The organism is Bacteroides sp. K03 (assembly GCF_019734355.1).
GTDB classification, from domain to species: Bacteria; Bacteroidota; Bacteroidia; order Bacteroidales; family Bacteroidaceae; genus Bacteroides; species Bacteroides nordii.
In genome coordinates this window covers 1-19,038 of record NZ_JAASHC010000002.1, presented here as the reverse complement: position 1 = coordinate 19,038, position 19,038 = coordinate 1, and the positions used below count along the sequence as shown (strand labels likewise).

Annotated in this window: 16 protein-coding genes and 1 tRNA gene; 5 read left to right on the top strand and 12 right to left on the bottom strand. The window is 39.8% G+C overall.

Going from position 1 to position 19,038, the window contains the following annotated elements; all coding sequences use genetic code 11:
• The first annotated feature begins 121 nt into the window (after positions 1-121).
• Both HCG69_RS01300 and HCG69_RS01295 read left to right on the top strand, forming a co-directional pair.
• Entirely contained in the window at positions 122-562 is a 441-nt protein-coding gene (locus HCG69_RS01300; protein WP_007484720.1) for a PepSY-like domain-containing protein, read from the top strand.
• Between the two features lie 43 nt (positions 563-605).
• Positions 606-1,103, top strand: a complete 498-nt coding sequence (locus HCG69_RS01295; protein WP_221648531.1) for a PepSY-like domain-containing protein — start codon at positions 606-608, stop codon at positions 1,101-1,103.
• 108 nt (positions 1,104-1,211) lie between these two features.
• On the opposite strand, the gene HCG69_RS01290 is transcribed toward HCG69_RS01295, so the two are convergent.
• The 3 genes from HCG69_RS01290 to HCG69_RS01280 all read right to left on the bottom strand — a co-directional run bounded on the left by HCG69_RS01290 (position 1,212) and on the right by HCG69_RS01280 (position 6,092).
• Positions 1,212-2,420 (bottom strand): L-serine ammonia-lyase, encoded by a 1,209-nt coding sequence (locus HCG69_RS01290; RefSeq protein WP_221648530.1) that lies wholly within the window; start codon positions 2,418-2,420, stop codon positions 1,212-1,214.
• A 30-nt stretch (positions 2,421-2,450) separates the two neighbouring features.
• Complete coding sequence (gene corA / locus HCG69_RS01285; protein WP_221648529.1) at positions 2,451-3,503, bottom strand: magnesium/cobalt transporter CorA; 1,053 nt, start codon at positions 3,501-3,503, stop codon at positions 2,451-2,453.
• 87 nt (positions 3,504-3,590) lie between these two features.
• Positions 3,591-6,092 carry an endonuclease MutS2 gene (locus tag HCG69_RS01280; RefSeq protein ID WP_221648528.1) on the bottom strand — a complete coding sequence of 834 codons (2,502 nt, stop codon included), beginning with the start codon at positions 6,090-6,092 and terminating at the stop codon, positions 3,591-3,593.
• A gap of 176 nt (positions 6,093-6,268) precedes the next feature.
• On the opposite strand from HCG69_RS01280, the gene HCG69_RS01275 reads away from it, so the two are divergent.
• Positions 6,269-6,353, top strand: a tRNA-Ser gene (locus tag HCG69_RS01275).
• Between the two features lie 107 nt (positions 6,354-6,460).
• On the opposite strand, the gene arsB is transcribed toward HCG69_RS01275, so the two are convergent.
• The 9 genes from arsB to HCG69_RS01230 all read right to left on the bottom strand — a co-directional run bounded on the left by arsB (position 6,461) and on the right by HCG69_RS01230 (position 16,375).
• Positions 6,461-7,507, bottom strand: a complete 1,047-nt coding sequence (arsB, locus tag HCG69_RS01270) for an ACR3 family arsenite efflux transporter (protein WP_221648527.1) — start codon at positions 7,505-7,507, stop codon at positions 6,461-6,463.
• A 12-nt stretch (positions 7,508-7,519) separates the two neighbouring features.
• Complete coding sequence (locus HCG69_RS01265; protein ID WP_221648526.1) at positions 7,520-7,948, bottom strand: arsenate reductase ArsC; 429 nt, start codon at positions 7,946-7,948, stop codon at positions 7,520-7,522.
• Between the two features lie 4 nt (positions 7,949-7,952).
• Positions 7,953-9,665: an arsenical pump-driving ATPase gene (gene arsA / locus HCG69_RS01260; protein WP_221648525.1), complete on the bottom strand. Its 1,713-nt coding sequence runs from the start codon at positions 9,663-9,665 to the stop codon at positions 7,953-7,955.
• Between the two features lie 25 nt (positions 9,666-9,690).
• Entirely contained in the window at positions 9,691-10,017 is a 327-nt protein-coding gene (gene arsD / locus HCG69_RS01255; RefSeq protein WP_221648524.1) for an arsenite efflux transporter metallochaperone ArsD, read from the bottom strand.
• A gap of 34 nt (positions 10,018-10,051) precedes the next feature.
• Positions 10,052-10,759, bottom strand: coding sequence for an aromatic aminobenezylarsenical efflux permease ArsG family transporter (locus HCG69_RS01250; RefSeq protein WP_221648523.1), 708 nt, complete (start codon positions 10,757-10,759; stop codon positions 10,052-10,054).
• A gap of 1 nt (position 10,760) precedes the next feature.
• Complete coding sequence (locus HCG69_RS01245) at positions 10,761-11,204, bottom strand: nitrophenyl compound nitroreductase subunit ArsF family protein (protein ID WP_221648522.1); 444 nt, start codon at positions 11,202-11,204, stop codon at positions 10,761-10,763.
• Between the two features lie 10 nt (positions 11,205-11,214).
• Complete coding sequence (locus HCG69_RS01240; RefSeq protein WP_221648521.1) at positions 11,215-11,448, bottom strand: thioredoxin family protein; 234 nt, start codon at positions 11,446-11,448, stop codon at positions 11,215-11,217.
• Between the two features lie 76 nt (positions 11,449-11,524).
• A complete protein-coding gene (locus tag HCG69_RS01235) occupies positions 11,525-11,851 on the bottom strand; it encodes a winged helix-turn-helix domain-containing protein (protein WP_221648520.1) in 327 nt (108 codons plus the stop codon).
• A 615-nt stretch (positions 11,852-12,466) separates the two neighbouring features.
• A complete protein-coding gene (locus HCG69_RS01230) occupies positions 12,467-16,375 on the bottom strand; it encodes a two-component regulator propeller domain-containing protein (protein WP_370634105.1) in 3,909 nt (1,302 codons plus the stop codon).
• Positions 16,376-17,544: 1,169 nt separating this feature from the next.
• Between HCG69_RS01230 and HCG69_RS01225 the strand changes: the two genes are divergently transcribed.
• Together HCG69_RS01225 and HCG69_RS01220 are read left to right on the top strand one after the other, a co-directional pair.
• Entirely contained in the window at positions 17,545-18,015 is a 471-nt protein-coding gene (locus HCG69_RS01225; RefSeq protein WP_221648518.1) for a hypothetical protein, read from the top strand.
• A 594-nt stretch (positions 18,016-18,609) separates the two neighbouring features.
• The coding region (locus HCG69_RS01220; RefSeq protein WP_221648517.1) for a transposase at positions 18,610-19,038 on the top strand (429 nt) is incomplete at its 3' end.

The window sequence follows — 19,038 nt, the reverse complement described above, 5'->3', positions numbered from 1 at the left end:
TTAAAGAATTAAAAAACAATAGTTGTATTCCATTATTCCCAAATCTTTCCAGAATCTCTATCGTTATTTGCATTATCAAATGATAGAAAACTATATTACTAACATTAAAAAAATAACGATTATGAAAAAGATTTTGTCTCTTCTTGTGATGGCGGTTGTAGCTGTTCAATTTGCTTTTGCAGGTGATGTTATTACTAAAGACATTAACCAGTTGCCACTTGCGGCACGTAATTTCATTAATCAGCACTTTGCCAGTCCTCAGGTTTCGCACATTAAGATTGATAGTGAAATAATGTCGAAGAAATACGAGGTACAACTGACAGATGGCACAGAAATAGATTTTGATTCTAAAGGCAACTGGACTGAAGTAGATGCCGGAAAAAAGAAGGTACCTGCAACAATTATTCCCTCTTTTGTGAATGATTATCTGAAGATGAATAATTTTACCAATGAGTTTGTTACCAAAGTAGAACGTGATCGTAAAGGATACGAGGTAGAATTGAATACTGATGTATCTTTTAAGTTCGATAAGAAAGGTAAATTTCGTAAAGCAGATCATTGATCACTGATTACTGATAATAATCTAACCCCGAAGGACTTTAACTATGATAAAAATAAAATTTAGTATTTGGGCTGTCATGTTGATGACAGCCTTATTTTCCTTTAACTCTTGTAGTGACGATGATGATACTTATCTACCCCCCAATCAGGCTATCATAAATGCATTGAACCAGCTTTATCCCGGTGTGAAAAACATAGAATGGGAGCAGAAAGGTGTTTATTATGTGGCGGATTGCTGGGTAGGAAATGACGAACTCGATGTGTGGTTTGATGCCAATGCCAATTGGATTATGACAGAAATGGATATCTTTTTCGAGAATCTGCCAACAGCTGTCAGTACTGCTTTCCAGGAAGGTAACTACGCCAATTGGGTTATTGATGATTTGACGAAACTGACTTTCCCGCAAAAGCCCGAAGAGTTTGTTTTAGAAGTACAGCGAGGAGGGCAGGAACGGGCTTTATATTATTCAGAATATGGAGGCCTCCTTCGTGAAAAAGACATCTCTGATACGGATAATACCCACTGGCCGGACATTAGTTGACAATTGACAGTTGACAATTGACAGTTGACAATTGATCGTTGATAGTTAGCTGTGCTATATGCTGCATAGCCACTGTCAATTGTCCACTGTCAATTGTCAACTAAATAACTACATTTGCTTGTAGTCTTTTGCCAGTCCTCCTTCGCTTGTTTCTTTATACAGAGAAGGTAGGTCATGTCCTGTTTGTTTCATCACCTGTACAACTTTATCGAAGGAGACACGATGCATTCCGTCTGTAAATGAAGAATATAGATTTGCATCCAGCGCACGTGCTGCAGCATATGCATTACGTTCAATACAGGGAATTTGTACCAATCCGCATACGGGATCACAAGTCATGCCCAAATGATGTTCTAATCCCATTTCGGCTGCGTACTCTATTTGTGCCGGGCTTCCCCCGAATAACTGATTGGATGCAGCTGAGGCCATTGCACATGCTACACCTACTTCCCCTTGACAACCTACTTCCGCTCCTGAGATAGAAGCATTGAATTTGACAATATTTCCCACTAATCCGGCTGTTGCCAATGCACGAAGGATACGAATATCACTGAAATCGCGGCTTTTGTACAGATGATAAAGTACGGCAGGTACTACTCCACAAGAGCCACAAGTAGGAGCCGTGACTATTTTCCCTCCGGAAGCATTTTCTTCGCTGACAGCCAATGCGTATGCAAATACCAGTCCACGGGATTGCAAGGATTGTTTGTATCCTGTAGCACGGATATAATAGGTTGAGGCTTTTCTTCTCAGATTCAGTGGACCGGGTAATACACCTTCCTCTTCCAATCCACGGTGAATGGAATCTATCATTGTTTTCCAGACTTCATTCAGGTAATCCCAAATATCAGAGTCTTCGCATTCTTTGACATATTCCCAATAGCTTCTGCCATTGCATTCACACCATTCCAGAATCTCTGTCATGCTGTTCATGCCGTATACATCCGGGCTTTCGATAGAAGGAGTATCGTTGTTCTCTGCCAAAGCTCCGCCACCAACACTATATACGGTCCAGTTTTCTGTTAATTTATCATTGACATCGAATGCAGCAAAAGTCATCCCATTGGGGTGGAAAGGGAGGAATACTTTAGGTTGCCATATAATTTCTACGGGGGCTGTAGGTTCCAGCGTATCAATGATGGCAACGTCTGTCATGTGTCCTTTTCCTGTGGCGGCAAGACTTCCATAGAGGGTTACTTTAAACTTGGCAGCATCCGGATGGCGTACCACAAACATTTCGGCAGCTTTGCGTGGCCCCATTGTGTGGCTACTCGAAGGCCCCGTACCGATACGGTATAACTCTTTAATAGATTTCATATATAATAAATGTGCTTATTTTCAACTCTTTCAGTACCATCTTTTTTTCCGGAAGAAAGCATATACGATGATACTTATAACTGCCATTAATCCCCAGGCGAAACAGTATCCGTATCGCCAGTCCAGTTCGGGCATCACTTTGAAATTCATACCCCATACGCCTACCAGAAAGGTTAATGGTATAAAGATTGTAGAAACGATTGTTAGCCGTTTCATGATGTCATTCATCCTCAAATCATTGTTGGAAATATAGAGGTCTACCAAAGATGAAAGGGTTTCTCTGCATATTTCAATGGTTTGCAGTACAAATTGTAAATGGTCGTTTACATCATTGAAGAAGGCACGGTTCACCTTGTGCATCAGAGTGCTCTCTCCCCGCAGTAGTTTTATGTACTGCTCTTTTAAGGGGAGTATTGATTTTTTCATCAGCATATACTGACGGCGCAGGGACTGAATTTGTACACCAATGTCATTTCCGTCGCTGATGGTCAGTAATTCTTCTTCGAGGTCTTCAAGGGCATCATCTATGTCGGATACCATTGAGGTGTAATTGCCTATAACACTATTCAAAAGTACACTGAGCAGATAATCGCTTTGTCTGCCTCGTATTTTGAGTACGTCATTGCGTAGGGCAGTACTTACATCATCAAAAAAATCAGTTTCTCTTTCAAGGAAGGTAAGTATGTAATTGGTACCCAAAGTAATGCAGATTTGTTGCTGCTCCAGTTCATCCAAATCTTCCTCGTTCTTTTTGGGTGCAGGATAGAAGAGCTTTAAAATTAGTACGATGTAATTATCGTGTTCTTCTATTTTAGTAGGATGATTGGCATTCAGTATATCTTGTAACACGAGAAAGTTTATTTCGAAATGTTCGCATATTTCACGAACAGTTTCAGTATTCTTCATACCATGTACCTGAAGCCAGTTGATACGTTCACTATTCAGAGAACTGCTGATTTCATGAAAGTCTGCTCCTGAAACTTCCTGCATTTCATTGGCATTGTATGTACAAAGGTGCAGATGGGTAGGCGTCTGGCTCTCACCCGTATAAATTAATTTCTCGCTTAACAGGTTGTTCTTCATGCTTTATTTTTTAGTTTTAGAAAACCATTACAACAAAGGTAATGATTTTCTATATGAGAACAAGTTGTTTAATACTTTAGTTCGCTTTTATGCCAAATCTACAACTGTAATCCCGGCACCTCCAAACTGTACATGTTCATCGGCAAAGTGGCGTACACCTGGTACGGTATCTAAATACTGGCGGATAAGAGAACGAAGAATACCTGTACCTGTACCATGAAGAATACGTATGCGACTCATACCTACCAGTATGGCATCGTCTACAAAGTAAGTGACAGCCTGCAAAGCCTCGTCTCCACGCATCCCACGTACATCAATGTCTTGTTTGAAATTTAATTTTTTCTCATACATCTGATCGTGTGTCTGACTACTGACAAAAGTACTCTTTGCCGGCTCCTGTTTCTGTACCGTGGCATTGGCGCGTTCCAGTCTTTCCAGTTTAACGGTTGTTTTGATACTACCAAAGCCTACTACTGCATTTTTACCATTTATTTCCAGTACTTCACCAACGCTGGTTTGTCCTTTTAACTTGACATTGTCACCTATGGTGATAGGTATCACTTTGGGAACCAGTTGGGATTGTGCTTTTTCTTCCGGAGTAGCTTTTTGCTTGCTCTTTTTTCGATTCTGCTTTTCTTTCAGCTTTTCCATTTTCCGGGCAATCTTATCTTCCTGTTCTTTGGAAGCAAGTTCGTTTACAGAAGCGCGGAAGTCATTTAGTTCCTGGCGTACAAGGCGGGTTTTTTCTTTTTCTGCCTGTGCCTCCTTGATGGTACGTATGGTATTCTCTATTTTTGCATTTGATTCTTGCAGCAATCGTTCGGCTTCTTCTTTTGCCTGGCGGATAATTTCCTTACGGGATTTCTGCAATTCCTCCATTTCGGTCTGATAACGGGCGATTGTTTCCTCCATATGTTTTTCACGCTGGCGGATAGTCTGGCGTTTACCTTCCCAATAACGTTTGTCACGGACAATGTCCTGAAGATATTTGTCTGCGTTAATATATTCGCTGCCTACGATTTCTGAAGCATCAGCAATGACATCCTCAGGTAGTCCGATTTTTCTTGCTATTTCTACAGCAAATGAACTCCCCGGATTACCTATTTGTAGTTGAAAAAGAGCCTGCATGAGATGGCGGTCGTAAAGCATGGCACCATTCACTACTCCTTCATTATCTTCTGCAAAGTGTTTTAGATTCTGATAATGCGTAGTGATAACTCCAAATGTCTTTTTTTGATTAAAGCGTTTCAATACAGCTTCGGCAATAGCTCCACCTATCTGTGGTTCTGTTCCGCCTCCGAATTCGTCGATAAGAATAAGGCTGCGTTCATTGCAATTCTTCATCATCATCTTCATGTTGGTCAGATGGGACGAATAAGTACTCAGGTCGTCTTCAATAGATTGTTCGTCACCGATGTCAATGAATATGCTGCTGAATATTCCTGCATGGCTGCGTTCATGCATAGGGATGAGCATTCCGCATTGCAACATGTATTGCAGTAGTCCTACTGTTTTGAGACAGACGGACTTTCCACCGGCATTAGGACCGGAGATAATGAGAATACGTTGTTGCTGATTCAATTCGATGTCGAGGGGCACTACCTTTTTGCCATGCTTGGCGAGGGACAGTTGTAACAATGGGTGTATAGCCATGGTCCAGTCCAGTAATTGCTCATTCTCAAGAGAAGGTTTCAGCGCATTGGTCTGTATGGCGAAATAACTTTTTGCCCGTATAAAGTCAATTTCTGCCAGAAACTCATAAGATTGTAGTATTTCCGGGATAGAAGGACGCAACATATTGGAGAACTCTGTCAGGATACGGATAATTTCCCGTCGTTCATCTCCCTCCAGTTCACGAATGCGATTGTTGGCTTCTACTACCTCCGCTGGTTCTATAAAGACCGTCTTTCCACTGGCAGACTCATCGTGTACAATACCTTTTATTTTTCTCTTCAATCCTGGTGCAACGGGGATTACGAGGCGACCATCACGCATGGTGGGTGCTACATCTTTGTCTACATAGCCTTCGGATTGAGCACTGCGTAAAATGCTGTTTAGTGAGCGTGAGATGCTTCCCATCGTACTTGCAAGTTCACGACGAATACGTGCCAGTTCCGTTGAAGCATTGTCCTTTATTTTTCCGTATTTGTTTAGTATACTGTCAATCTTTCCTATTAGCTGGGGAAATACAGCAATATCTCCCGCCAATCGTTTCAGGCTGGGGTAGGGACAATCACTTTCTTCATCCTCTTCATTGCGTTGAAGGAATCGTACGATGTCGCGAATCGTTTCTAACGAACGTCTTAAATCAAATAATTCCTGCTCGTCCAGGTACATTCCTTCTATTCGTACACGTTTCAGTGACGGGCGTACGTCGAAAAAGAACTGGTCGGGGAAACTGTCTTCTTCCTGTATGATGCGGACAAACTCTGTAACTTGATTTAGTAGTTCCTCTACCTTTTCATGCTGATCGGAGAAGTTCATATCTGTTACACGTTCCTCGCCCAATGTGCTGAGACATTTTTCTTTCAATAGTTGTCTGATTTGGTCAAATCCTATCTTTTGCTCAAAATTTTGAGGATATATCATTGATATTTACGATTTAGCTATTTACAATTTACGATTGAGATTACTCCCTGTAATTTGAATTACGAAGCAAAAATACGATTATTTCATGAAAAAATCATTAGAATGCTTGCAGATTTAAAAAAGATACGTACCTTTGCACCGCTTTCAAAGGAAAGCACTTCTGATAAAGAAGTTTTGGAGAGGTGGCAGAGTGGTCGATTGCGGCGGTCTTGAAAACCGTTGTACTGCGAGGTACCCGGGGTTCGAATCCCTGTCTCTCCGCTGGATATATTAATAAGAGCCTGCAAAATATTGTTTTGCAGGCTCTTATTATTTTCTAATGTTTAGTTCTCTTACTATAAAGTTAAAATTGAATTCTTGTTGTATCGTTATTTACTAGTCAGAAACCAATCTTGTGTATTGTTCGCAATCCTTACTAACATTAGCATTATCGGAACTTCTACTAATACACCGACAACCGTGGCCAGTGCTGCACCTGATTGTAAACCGAAAAGTGAAATAGCCACAGCAACCGCTAATTCAAAGAAATTGCTTGCACCAATCATTCCGGCAGGTGCGGCAACATCATGGGGTAATTTCCACCATTTCGCCCAACCATAAGCAACGAAGAATATCAGAACCGTTTGCAACACAAGTGGAACGGCAATCAATAAGATATGCAGGGGATTGTTTAGTATCGTTTCTCCCTGAAATGAAAACAGGATAATAAGCGTTAATAGCAACCCGCCTATCGTGTAATTATTAAATTTCTTAATAAATACATTGTTAAAGTATTCCACTCCCTTGCGACGAATAACCATTATACGGGTAATGACCCCGGCAACAAGTGGTATTACAACAAACAGCCCCACGGATAACAACAGGGTGTCCCACGGGATAGATACGCCCCCAACTCCCAACAGGAAAGCAACGATAGGGGCGAATGCTACCAATATGATTAAATCGTTCACTGCCACTTGTACCAGCGTATAAGCGGCATCCCCTTTGGTAAGATAACTCCACACGAACACCATAGCTGTACAAGGTGCAGCCCCCAATAATACCGCTCCAGCTAAATATTCTTCGGCTAGCCCAGTAGATATAAAGGTTTTGAAAATCACATAGAAGAATAAATAAGCTATTCCGAACATGGTAAACGGCTTTATCAGCCAATTTGTAACACAAGTAACTATTATTCCTTTCGGACGCTTCCCTACATTCTTAATACTTTGAAAATCCACTTTTAGCATCATCGGATAAATCATTAACCAAATCAGGATAGCCACAGGTATAGACACGTTGGCATATTCAAATTTACTCAATGTTTGCGGAATTACCGGAAGCCATTGTCCCACAGCAATTCCAATAAGGATGCACAAGGCGACCCAGATAGTCAGGTATTTTTCAAAAAATCCAATTCCTTGTTTCTTTTCCATAGCAACAACTATTTAGTTTAATTGTGGTTTTAATTCGTTCTGGTAAAAGTCATAGAAACGGGCTTTTATTTCATCCCGTACCCGATGAAATTCACTGTTTATAAATTCCGGGGTTCCGGTTGCTTCCGAGGGGTCGTCAAATTCTATATGCAGCCTGTTTCTTACTTCATCTGTAAACACAGGGCAACTTTCGTTTGCCCCACCACAGACTGTAATAACATAGTCCCATTTCTGCCCCATATATAGGTTTACATTTTTAGGGGTATGATGAGTTAAATCTATATCCATTTCATTCATAACCTTTACCGCCATCGGATTAACTTTTTCAGCAGGAACCAAACCTGCTGAAAAGACATCCAGTTTATTGTCAAATGATTGTAAAAAGCCATGTGCCATTTGGCTACGACAGCTATTCCCTGTACAAAGAATTAAAATCTTCATGTTTTTAGTTATTTTTCCAAGCTATCAGGGTAGCGTTTCCCTTCGACAATTCTTCTACTTTCTTAATCCAAATCAATTCATTTTGCGCCTTTGCCCGCAAAAAAGAATTTTCGGTGTCTGTTAATGACAAGCAAGCATTCACGACCCACCATTTATTATTAATCCCGGCACGTTGTAAATCCATTTGCAAGCGTTCGGCTTCAAATACGGGGGTTGCTTCGGGCAGGGTCACAATAACGACTTCTGTTTCCTGCTGGTTTCTTAAACGTGGCAGCAGTTTTCTTACCGAATCGGGAGTATCGCCGTGTGTGCGTTGCACTTCTTTGTGGTAACTTTCCGTTGCATCCAGCAATAACAAAGTGTGTCCGGTGGGTGCGGTATCAATTACAACGACTTCATTTTCCGCTTTATCGACAATTTCAGCAAAAGCCCGGAATATTGCGATTTCCTGCGTACACGGTGAACGTAAATCTTCCTCTATGTATTCCATATCTTCGGCAGTCATTGTTTCCGCTGCTTTACTGCGAACCTCGTTCTTATAGGCTTCCAATACTTCCGCCTCATCAATACGGCTCACCGTAATGCCTGCTTGAACTGTAAGGTTATAATTCAGATGGTTTGCCGGGTCAGTGGTGGTAAGATGTACCTTTGCACCCAACTTTGTTAATTTCAGGGCTATTTCAGTGGCTAAAGTGGTTTTTCCCACGCCGCCTTTTCCCATAGTAAAAACAACCCTTTTTCCTGATTGATAGAGGTCGTTTACCAGTTCATCTATCCCTTTGGCATCGGTAATCCGCTGATAGCTCGCATCATCCGTTAAATTATCATTGTAAAGCATCCGGCGGATATTCGCAATATTAGATAAATTGTATGACCGTAAAGGGACATAATAAGACGGATATTCCAGCAGTTCCGCAGGAGTTTGTTGCAGGGCGTTTTGCTGCCTGTCATATATTTGTTTCGATACGCTGTCGGCTTCATCTAATTGCAGCAGAAGCCCGTTGATTACCAATAGTTGGTTTTTAATTCCCAGTAATTGTAATTCGTGTGAAGAACGGGCGGCTTCTTTTAATGGTGTGATTTCGGGACGGCTAACCAATACTAAGCGGGTTGCGTTCGCATCCGAAAGGGTTTCAACTGCCTGCTTATAGATACCTTTTCGTTCTTCCAAACCGGATAATTGACCTAAGCAAGATGCACCGTGCGTACTCTCACTAATAAATGTACTCCACGCTGATGGCAGTTGTAACATTCGCAACGTGTGTCCCGTGGGGGCTGTATCAAAGATAATATGGTTGTATTTTTTTGCTTTATCGGCATCCGTGATAAAATCGGAAAACTGGTTGAAAGCCGCAATTTCTACCGTACAAGAGCCTGAAAGTTGTTCTTCCATATTCTGAATAACACTTTCGGGCAGTTGTCCCCGGAAAGGAGTAATAACACTTTCCCTGTATTCGGCAGCGGCTTGTTCCGGGTCTAGATTAACGACCGTTAAGCCGGGTACTTCTTGAATATCCGTACCGTGTCCGTTCAGTGTTTGATTAAACACATCTTGCAGGTTTGAAGCCGGGTCTGTACTGATAAGAAGTATTTTCTTTCCATTATCTGCCAAGCCTACCGCAGTAGCACAGGCAATCGAAGTTTTTCCTACACCGCCCTTTCCGGTGAAGAAAAGGTATTTCGTCAAATCTATATCTGATAAATTAAATGTTTTCATTTTTATATAATTAGCTGGTGAATACTCATTTTACTAGCATAAAATCCAAATTGATACCCGTCCATTCACTCATTTGTTTGGTGGTAGGATAGGTTTGTGAAACAGCGATTTCGCCGTCCACTAAAGTAATAGGCAGTGCATCCGCTCCATGTTTTTGCAGATATTCGTTTACCGTTTTGTTACTTACATACACTTGTGGTTCATCACGTAAATTGTGGCGGGTAATGATGATACCCTGTTTCTTCAATGTTTCAATAACAACCGCAATACGCATTAATTCAGGGTCGATATTTGTTCCACAAAGACCCGTAGGGCAACACATTGCCGGGTCGAAAATTTCTATCTTTTTCATACTGTTTTTATTTTAAATGATACTCCATGTTTATTTATAGATAAAAGACTGCTGCATAATAAATTCCTACCGCAATAAAGAGGATGGCAACTATTTTGCGAAACCATTTTTCGAATATTTGTATCCGGTTATAAAACTTACCCAGCCTGGTAACACTATACGCTAAAATCCATGCAACAAGGATTACGGGCAATCCCGTAGCAATAGCGTAAATTACAGGCAAAAGATACCCGCCTGTTTCTGCTGCTGACAGGGGCATAAGCATACCGAAATAAAACACTCCACTGGTAGGACAAAAAGCAAGGGCGAATAAAATACCCAATAGCATAGCCCCCCAACCACCTTTAGTCCTCTTTTTCAAACTTTCACCGCCGATGTTGATTTTGGGCAGATTAAGTTTTATTATATCGAGCATAAATATTCCAATGATGATTAATGCCGGAGCAATCAGCATTTCCCCGTATTTGCTTACAGCTTTTTGAACCATAAACATACTTGCCCCCTCACGGAGAACAGGGATAAGGATAAAGCCAAGAACCGTATAGCTTACTATTCTGCCGAAAGTATAAAGCAATCCGTTTATAAATATCCGGTGATGTTTTTTTATGTCCTTACTGATAAATCCTATTGCCGTTATGTTGGTCGCTAACGGACACGGGCTGACCGCCGTTAAAATTCCCAATATAAAAGCTGTAATAGCAGGAATAGAACTGTTATCTAATAGCGATTGAAGAAAATCCATCTTACAATTGTTTTAACAATTCGTCAATCTTGCTTTTAATTCCCTCTTTAAACTTGTCCGGTGTATTTTTCGCATTGGAAAAACTAAACTCGGTCATGTTGTTTACATCCTCTTTGCCGTCTTTCCAACCGTTTACAAACAAAGATGACCATGTAACTTCGTACTTGTCTGCAATCGCTTCATTTTTTTTCTTTGAAATATCTATCACTTTGTAGATAATTTTACCGTCTGCTTTTTCTTTTGAATAAAGGCTATCCAAAAGGGCTACTGTATTTGCTTCTATCGCCCGGCAAGTGATACACCGTTGCGCTCCATGAAAATAAAGAACCTCTATGCGGTTAGACTGTATTTCTTCCGCTTGGTTTTCTCTGGTCTTTTTCTTTGAACCATTTTCACAGGAGGCTAAGACCAGCGTGGCAATCAGTAGATAAAATAACTTTCTCATAGTCGATTTTTTATTTGGTTATCAATTCTTTTACTTCTGCGAGGGATAACTTTTTTCCGGCTGATACGACTTTCCCATTAATCACCAAAGCCGGAAATCCTAAAATGTTATATTCCATGATTTTCAATAAATCTTCCTCTTTGATAAGTGTCGCACTACAGTCTAATTCTGAAATAGCTTGCTTAGTGGTTTCATACAATGTTTTGCAGCTTGAACACCCTGTGCCTAATACTTTAATTTCCATTTCCGTTCTATTTTAAAGTTAATATAATAATCGTAGTTCGTAGAACTACGAACGGTTGTTTCAAAAAAAAGTGCTGTTATTCACAGCACGATGTACCTTCACATTTGTAGTTTCCTAAAAAAGTAGCAAATAACTTTCGGGCAAGTTCCCAGTTTTCCCGGTTTATACAATACCGGACTTTTGGCGTTTCTATTTCACCCTGAATTAAGCCAGCTTCTTTCAGCTCTTTCAAATGTTGCGAAACGGTTGCTTTAGCGATAGGCAGTTCTTCGTGGATATCACCAAAGAAGCAACTTTCTTGTTTTGCCAAAAAAGCAAGAATAGCCATTCGTGCCGGGTGCCCCATTGCCTTGGCAAAACGAGCAATCTGTTCCTGCTCTGTTGTGTACTGTTTCTCTTTCACTTCAATTCTCCTTTTTTTATTTGTTGTTCGCAAAACTACGAACAATGTTTTTAATAGCCAAATTATGCGGCATATTTTTTTTCGGATAGAGGGTACCCTTTTGTTAAGGAACTGGTAGAATTTCTCAATAGTACTGACCTAACCTTAAAAGTTTTTTAGATAAAAACTTTTGGAGGATGAAGCAGTTTTATGAAACATATAGAGAATCCGCATTTCTCTCATCAGTGGCGAGAGAAATGTACTCCGAAATCACTAATAACTTCAAAGACAATTATATATTTGAAAGTGACGAGGCTTTAAATGAATTCAAAGCGTTTGTCACTCGATTATTAACGATGAGCTTGTATGCTGGTTCTATGTCTTCATTAAACGAAGGGTAAATCTGTTTTTATCATTTGGATATCTTGAGCCAAGTTATTGAATCGGTTTTATGTGCAATTATAAAAGTTGGTGCTTATGGTGGCAGAAAAAACAAGGAAAGAGTAGGGATCTGATGATAATTAAAAAATCCCAGTATATCTTGCACATCGTTCCAGTCAGGAAAACCGAGAAGATTAGAACTGAGGAGGAATGATATGCTTGAGACACTGAGGTTCAGATCGGTGAGTTTTTTTATTAGCCATCAATATTCTGATTTTTATTAAATTTGCTTGGACTTACATTATAATATTTTTTAAATACTTCGCGGAAGTATTTTGCATCCGAGAATCCGACTATGTCAGCAATCTCCGTTATTGTATATTCACCCTGTTTCAGCAATTGTGCGGCATGTTGCAGACGTATCATCCGGATATAATCAGCCGGAGCATAGCCGGTCAACGCCTTTAATTTGTTGAAGAAACTTGTACGGCTCATGTGATGCTGACTACTGAGCATGTCCACATTGAAATCCGGATTTCCCATATTGTTTTCTATACACTCCTTGACAGAGGCTATGAATTTCCAGTCCAAAGTATTGGTGCAGTTGGACGGAAGATTCTGTTTTTCATCTTCGATACTGTTATAAACCTGACGGAGCATGGCGCGATTTGCAAGTATATTCTTGGCCGTTGCCTTGAGTATCCCTACGTTGAAAGGTTTTGTGATGTAGGCATCTGCTCCAATTTCCAGTCCTTCGAGCATATTTTTTTCATCTCCCAGCGCAGTCAGCAAGATGACCGGAATATGTGACATTTCAAGATCACCTTTTATAATTGAGCAGAGTTTATCCCCGCCCATCTCGGGCATCATTATATCGGATATAATGAGATTCGGATTAAATTCCCGTATTATGACAAGCGCATCCTTTCCATTTGAACAGGACTGAATATTATAACCCGCTCTGAACATATCAGCAAGATAATTACGTAAGTCATCATTGTCCTCTACTATCAGGATACGTTGTAAAGAACCGTTTGCCTGGGATGTTTCTATGGATGGCTGCTCTGAAGCACTATCAGGTATGATAATCTCCGAACATTCATCCGGTGTCTTGGGAGATATGAATTTTGCTTTATGGAGATGGCTGTTTCCTTTCGGGAAAGTAACTTGTACACAGGTCCCTTGATGTTCCGTACTCTGAATTTGGATCCTGCCTTTATGTAATCTGACCAGCTTGTATACCAGCATCAACCCGATTCCAGAGCCTGTCACTTTGAGGTTGATAACGTTGCTCCCCCGGAAATAATTCCTGAACAGTTTCTTCTGTTCACATGCGGGAATACCGATTCCGGTATCTTTCACCTCGATGCTCCAGGAGTTCGCTTCCTCGCAGGCATAAATACGTACGCTGCCACCTTCAGGTGTATATTTCAATGCATTTGACAGGATATTCTTCAGAATAGATCCCATCTTGTCACTGTCAAACCACACATTCAGATAGTTAAAATTGCTTTCATAAACAAACCTGACATGTCTCATCTCAGCATATTTACGGAAAGTGGCACAAACATTATCCATATAGGAGTTCAATTCGTATTCGGAAACATAAAGGTGGGAAGAGTAGACACCTACCCGTTCGAAATTTATCAGGTTGGTCGTTAGCTGGAGCAATGTATTTACATTCCTAAGGGCCATATTCATATGCGGTAATGCTTGTTCCTTTATCATACAATTTTCTACGACTTCCTCCAGTGGAGCCTTTATCAATGTGAGCGGGGTACGTATGTCATGGGCCGTATTAATGAAGAACTGTGTCTTCTCATCCGAAATTTTCTTCTGTTTGTGTAGCATGATGATACGGAATATGATACCCATAACCAGCACCAGCAGGATTGCATATCCCGCCATAGCCCATACACTGGCCCATGCTGGAGGCGTTATGATAATCTGAATGTTTCTTGTCTCAAAGGTCTTATATTTTTCCTCATTGGATACGGCACGAATCTGCAAAGTATAATTTCCGGGCGGCAGATTCCTTACAACAATCCGGTTGTCTTGGCTCGGACGGCTCCATTCTTTATGAAAACCGTCAATCTTCCATGAATAAAGAATGTTAGAAGGATAATCATAATTAATGGAAGTTACATCAAGAGAAAAGGAGTTTTGTCCGTAAGTCAATTTTAATCGGTCAGTCTCGTCAATATCCTTTTCCAGCGGAGAACCGTCATCACCGGGATAAACGGGATGATAGGCTATCATAAAATCGCGCAGTAACAAACGGGAGTAATGCGGTTCCGGTATCTGTATGTCTGTTGGGAACCTGACAGCCCCGTCATTGCTACCAAAAACAAGTGTATTTTTGCTATAGGTTGTAGCAGAGCCGGTATTAAAATTGACACTCATCAATCCTTGTTCCCGTGTCCAATTGCGGAAGGAGTGTTCTTTAGGCGAGTAAATGGTAATTCCGTTTTCTGTACCCATGAGGAGGCTCTTGTCCTGACGCGCGAGAATTGTATAGATATTATCGGAAATCAGAGCACAGTTGTCTGTACGGTACTGATGGATGAACTTCTTTTTATCGATGTCATATATAAGCAGTCCGGCTCCACGAGTGCCGATATATAGGATACCGTCATTCCTCTGGTATAATGCGCATATATAGGGAGATTCAATGGGCAGGTCAATATACCGGTAAATCCCGGATTCCTTGTCAAGTTGATAGAGCCCCATTCTTGTACCGATCCACATCTGCCGGGTGTCTTTCTCCTGAATGGTAGTGATGGAGTTTACTCCCGGATATAGACGCACACTTTTGGTCTCAAGATTAATGCGTTTCAGGTGATAATATCCACCGGACCAGACATCACCGCACGAATCTTTCTTGATGTCAAATATATATTGGTCGGGACGTACTCCTGCAATAGCAGCAGGAGAAAGGTGGCTGATCTTAAACCCTTTCTTCTTTTCTATCTTGCAAATGCCTGGCATAAAACCTCCAGCCCATATTACGCCGGGAGAGACCTCACACAGTGCTAAAAAGATATGATTCTCGTTATCCGGTACCGGATCAAAGGAACTGAGGAATGAGCGCCATTCTTTTGTATCGGTCTGATAAAGACTGATGCCGTTACTGGTCGCAAACCAGAGGTCACCGTCACTGTCCTCGATCACATCATGGACCTGGTCGTTCACCAGTGAAAGGTTGTTGCCAATGGAATGCCTTATTAGGTCATAACTTCCATAACGGTTGTTACGGATGGTAATACCCGTAGGATAATTGGCAAGCCAGATGCGTTCCTCCTCATCCACATAAATATCATTAATATTGTTTCCGTTCATTCCGTTATAACTACTGTAATCGGCTGTTATATAGGGTTCACTCATGCATGTATTCATATCCAGTTTATATACACCTTTCCCGCCTGTGGCTACTAAAAGTTCATGAGCGTTCAAAGTAACGATCCGGTTTATCTCTACATTATTGGGTGATTGACAAGGGATGATTTTTCCTGTTTTCCCCATGTCATATATAAGTATTCCCTCTTTATAGTTTCCCACAAATAGTTGTTTTGAAAGGGCGTGGTAATAGAGTTCATGCACTGGTGTATCGATACTTTCTACTGCTTCGTCAGGCACTATATTCAACTTCCCCTTTTCTATCCCGGCACGAAACAGGCCACTTCCTGTACCGATAAAGAAATGATTACCATCCGTCTGTTCAATGGCAGTTATTTCACCGTTGACCGGTGTCGGCGTATGTAAAGTTGTTCCGGTATGGATATCATACCATGTAATGCTATCTTTATAGCACAGCCAGATACGATCATTTTTGTCCAAATAACCGTAATTCAGAAATGCCTGCGACTTATTTCTGATTAGCTCCGGATGTACGTAAACCAGTTCGAATTTATCATGCTGCGAATCATATTTGAAAATACGACCCTTCTGGCCGATTACCCATAATACATTCTTGTTGTCCATATAGAGCCAACTCAAAGCAACCCGCGAATCCAGCTTCATGCTGCCGTCTGAAAAGTTGTAATGCTTGATATATTTTCCATCATAACGGTCTACCCCTTCCTGGGTTAGAAACCACATATATCCCCTTCGGTCTTTTTGGATATGATATATTTTCTGGTTGCTCAGGCCATCTTCCAGTCCTATGTACTTATAAATCTGGCACCTGCTTACGGAACTACTGATGAAAAGGATAGTAAAAAGAAAAATTCGTCTAATGTTTAAAGATATTTTCATTTTTCTCGCAAAAGATTCAAAAACACATCTGCAAAATTATAAAATATTCGTTAAATATCCACCAAAATAAATGAATTTTGTTTCATTAGTAGCTAATAGCATTTACGCTGTCTCTTCGCTGAAGGGTGTAAAAAGACTGTGTCAAAAGTATGGAAAAGTTATCAATTTGCGACTCTCTAAACTGATAGCTATATAATTGATTGTCACTTGGGTTATTGCAATTGGGCGCTGATAATAAGTGTTGGAAGTAGTTAAATCATACCCAATAATTGAGATAAAAACACCCATGGTTAAATGTTTATTATTCAGATAATCAGTGCGCTATCAAAAAGGAGTCGGCTATTAAGTTATTAATGAAGAAAAAGAATCGTCATCAGTTCTGAAGTAGCTGAACAAGCTAAGGAAGAAACTGTTGATGAATAACCTGAACCTAACATTTCGAATAAAAAACAAAAAGAAAAGGATATTTAATTGAAAAATATATATCTTTGCAAATGAAGATGGGGAGAAATCCATTTTCACGAAATGTAATTTATTACAGCGTTCGGACTTCTTATTATTCAGAAAATGTGGTGTTTAACGAATAAGCTAAAAAGAAGAATCTGCAACGCCTGTGCTGATATGGTACGGGCTTTGCTTATTCTGTTTAGCTTAGGGCTGCACCACATCCTTCTGAATTCAGGTAAGTTAAAGTTCCGTACCTCTTTTATTTTAAAAGGAGGAAACTTAAAAACCTATCAGTATGAATATTTACACAAGGGAGTTTATAGATGTTAGTCTTAAACAAATCCCAAAGCAAAACAACAACTCGAAGTATCTAACCCTATTTCCTTTTACGAAGTATCACTGCATCTTCTTAGATTTTGAAGTAATCGAATTTCCTGAAATCTTTTGTTATTACCTGATGCCATTAAATAATATTTTTGGTCCAATAGAAATAGATGATATATTTTATTTCAATAACTATCTCTTTTACGTACTTTATAAGAAAGAATATGATACTTTTTTGAACCCCAAACCTTCCGGGTCAAAATTAAGAATGAAATTAAATCTTTTGATCAACAAAAAACTAAACTAACATGTATGAAATTAGTGAATTTGGAATAGAAGTTAAACTGGCTGATTCGGGAGTTATCGAATTGATTTGTTTGATGGGATTGGCAAATCAAACCAATCAGGAAAAATATGAACTAATAAAACCCTTCTTCGAAAGGTTGAATTTATATTGTGATGAATTCTGTTTGAAATTAGAAAAAGATACTGATTTGTTTGCAATACCATTAAGTACAATAGATTATGTTGAATATGAAGAAGTGGGTGATGTACTATTTATACTATTTAAGAAGAACAGACATCTCCATTCATTCAATATTAATCTGAAAATTCATACTATATACATTATAAAGGAAGAACATAATTGTATTTTTGAGTTCTTTTTGAATACATATAATAGAATCCGAATCATATTTATTGGTTATAGGCTAAAGCGGAAAACTGCTAAATACATTAAAAGACTGATACTTAATAATAATTCTAAAACCGATTCATAATGGAAAGTCGGTAACGTTTGTATGTTTTGTAAAAGTACGTATTTAACAAGGGGGTAAAATGCATAGTGAACTGATGAGCCGATGTTGATAGCATTAAATACAATGTCATGATGGGATTAATAAAAGTTTTGAGAAATGCAGTTATCCTGTCTTTTTGTTTTTATATGACTGATTTTTATGACACCTTTATTCTGATTATTGCTGTAACTGGAGAATAATATGTATAATAATACAAATTATTATGCGTATTCTGTCGTATAATCTTTCTTTATTTGGATAAACATGCATATTTAATGGGCATGTTATTCTAATTTTCCCGGCATGATAAGTTCGGTTTCTCTACCATTATCTTTGCCATGGAAAACATAGTTCTTTATGAACGTTAATAAGAATAAATTTCTTAATATTGTCTCGTAAACAAGAAAGCCTCCATATGTCGCGTTAGCTTACTTCCTCTATTAATCTTTTAGATTATTCCTCGTATTAAGCACGACATATTTATTGAACCTAAGCCAGAGAGTATTTCGGGAGTTGGATCCCATTATCATGGTAGTAGCCGTTCAATATCGGAGACCTTCACTAAATAAAAATGTTATGGTACAAATTTATGGAATTGATTTGGGAATGTCAAGCTTTGACGTTAGTTTTTTGAGTGAATCGGGCAGTGTCCGTCATTTATCCGGTGTAAAGAACACGGTTCATGGGATCAGCAAGTTTCTTCTCTCCTTGCCTTCCTCTGCCGTTCTTTGTGCGGAACATACAGGCGTTTATGGCGACCTACTGCTTCGTCTGTGTACTTTAAACCGGATATGCCTGTGTTTTGTTCCGGGTTATCAGATAAAGCATAGTCTGGGGCTTCAGCGTGGTAAATCCGATCCTCTGGATGCCTGTCGTATCCGTGAATATGCCGAACGTTTTTATGACCTTCTCAGACCTTGTTTCTATGCTGGGGAAGAGATGTCTGAACTTCAGGAATTGTATCGTACACGCTCTCTGCTGGTGGAATCTCGTAAGCGCCTGGAC

What these genes read in the sequence shown, in the direction of transcription:
- HCG69_RS01240 (WP_221648521.1), bottom strand. Translation starts at nt 11,448, where the DNA reads ATGGAAATTAAAGTATTAGGCACAGGGTGTTCAAGCTGCAAAACATTG.
- HCG69_RS01290 (WP_221648530.1), bottom strand. Translation starts at nt 2,420, where the DNA reads ATGAAATCTATTAAAGAGTTATACCGTATCGGTACGGGGCCTTCGAGT.
- HCG69_RS01300 (WP_007484720.1), top strand. Translation starts at nt 122, where the DNA reads ATGAAAAAGATTTTGTCTCTTCTTGTGATGGCGGTTGTAGCTGTTCAA.
- HCG69_RS01265 (WP_221648526.1), bottom strand. Translation starts at nt 7,948, where the DNA reads ATGAAGATTTTAATTCTTTGTACAGGGAATAGCTGTCGTAGCCAAATG.
- arsD (WP_221648524.1), bottom strand. Translation starts at nt 10,017, where the DNA reads ATGAAAAAGATAGAAATTTTCGACCCGGCAATGTGTTGCCCTACGGGT.
- HCG69_RS01245 (WP_221648522.1), bottom strand. Translation starts at nt 11,204, where the DNA reads ATGAGAAAGTTATTTTATCTACTGATTGCCACGCTGGTCTTAGCCTCC.
- HCG69_RS01280 (WP_221648528.1), bottom strand. Translation starts at nt 6,092, where the DNA reads ATGATATATCCTCAAAATTTTGAGCAAAAGATAGGATTTGACCAAATC.
- arsA (WP_221648525.1), bottom strand. Translation starts at nt 9,665, where the DNA reads ATGAAAACATTTAATTTATCAGATATAGATTTGACGAAATACCTTTTC.
- corA (WP_221648529.1), bottom strand. Translation starts at nt 3,503, where the DNA reads ATGAAGAACAACCTGTTAAGCGAGAAATTAATTTATACGGGTGAGAGC.
- HCG69_RS01250 (WP_221648523.1), bottom strand. Translation starts at nt 10,759, where the DNA reads ATGGATTTTCTTCAATCGCTATTAGATAACAGTTCTATTCCTGCTATT.
- HCG69_RS01225 (WP_221648518.1), top strand. Translation starts at nt 17,545, where the DNA reads ATGTATGAAATTAGTGAATTTGGAATAGAAGTTAAACTGGCTGATTCG.
- HCG69_RS01295 (WP_221648531.1), top strand. Translation starts at nt 606, where the DNA reads ATGATAAAAATAAAATTTAGTATTTGGGCTGTCATGTTGATGACAGCC.
- arsB (WP_221648527.1), bottom strand. Translation starts at nt 7,507, where the DNA reads ATGGAAAAGAAACAAGGAATTGGATTTTTTGAAAAATACCTGACTATC.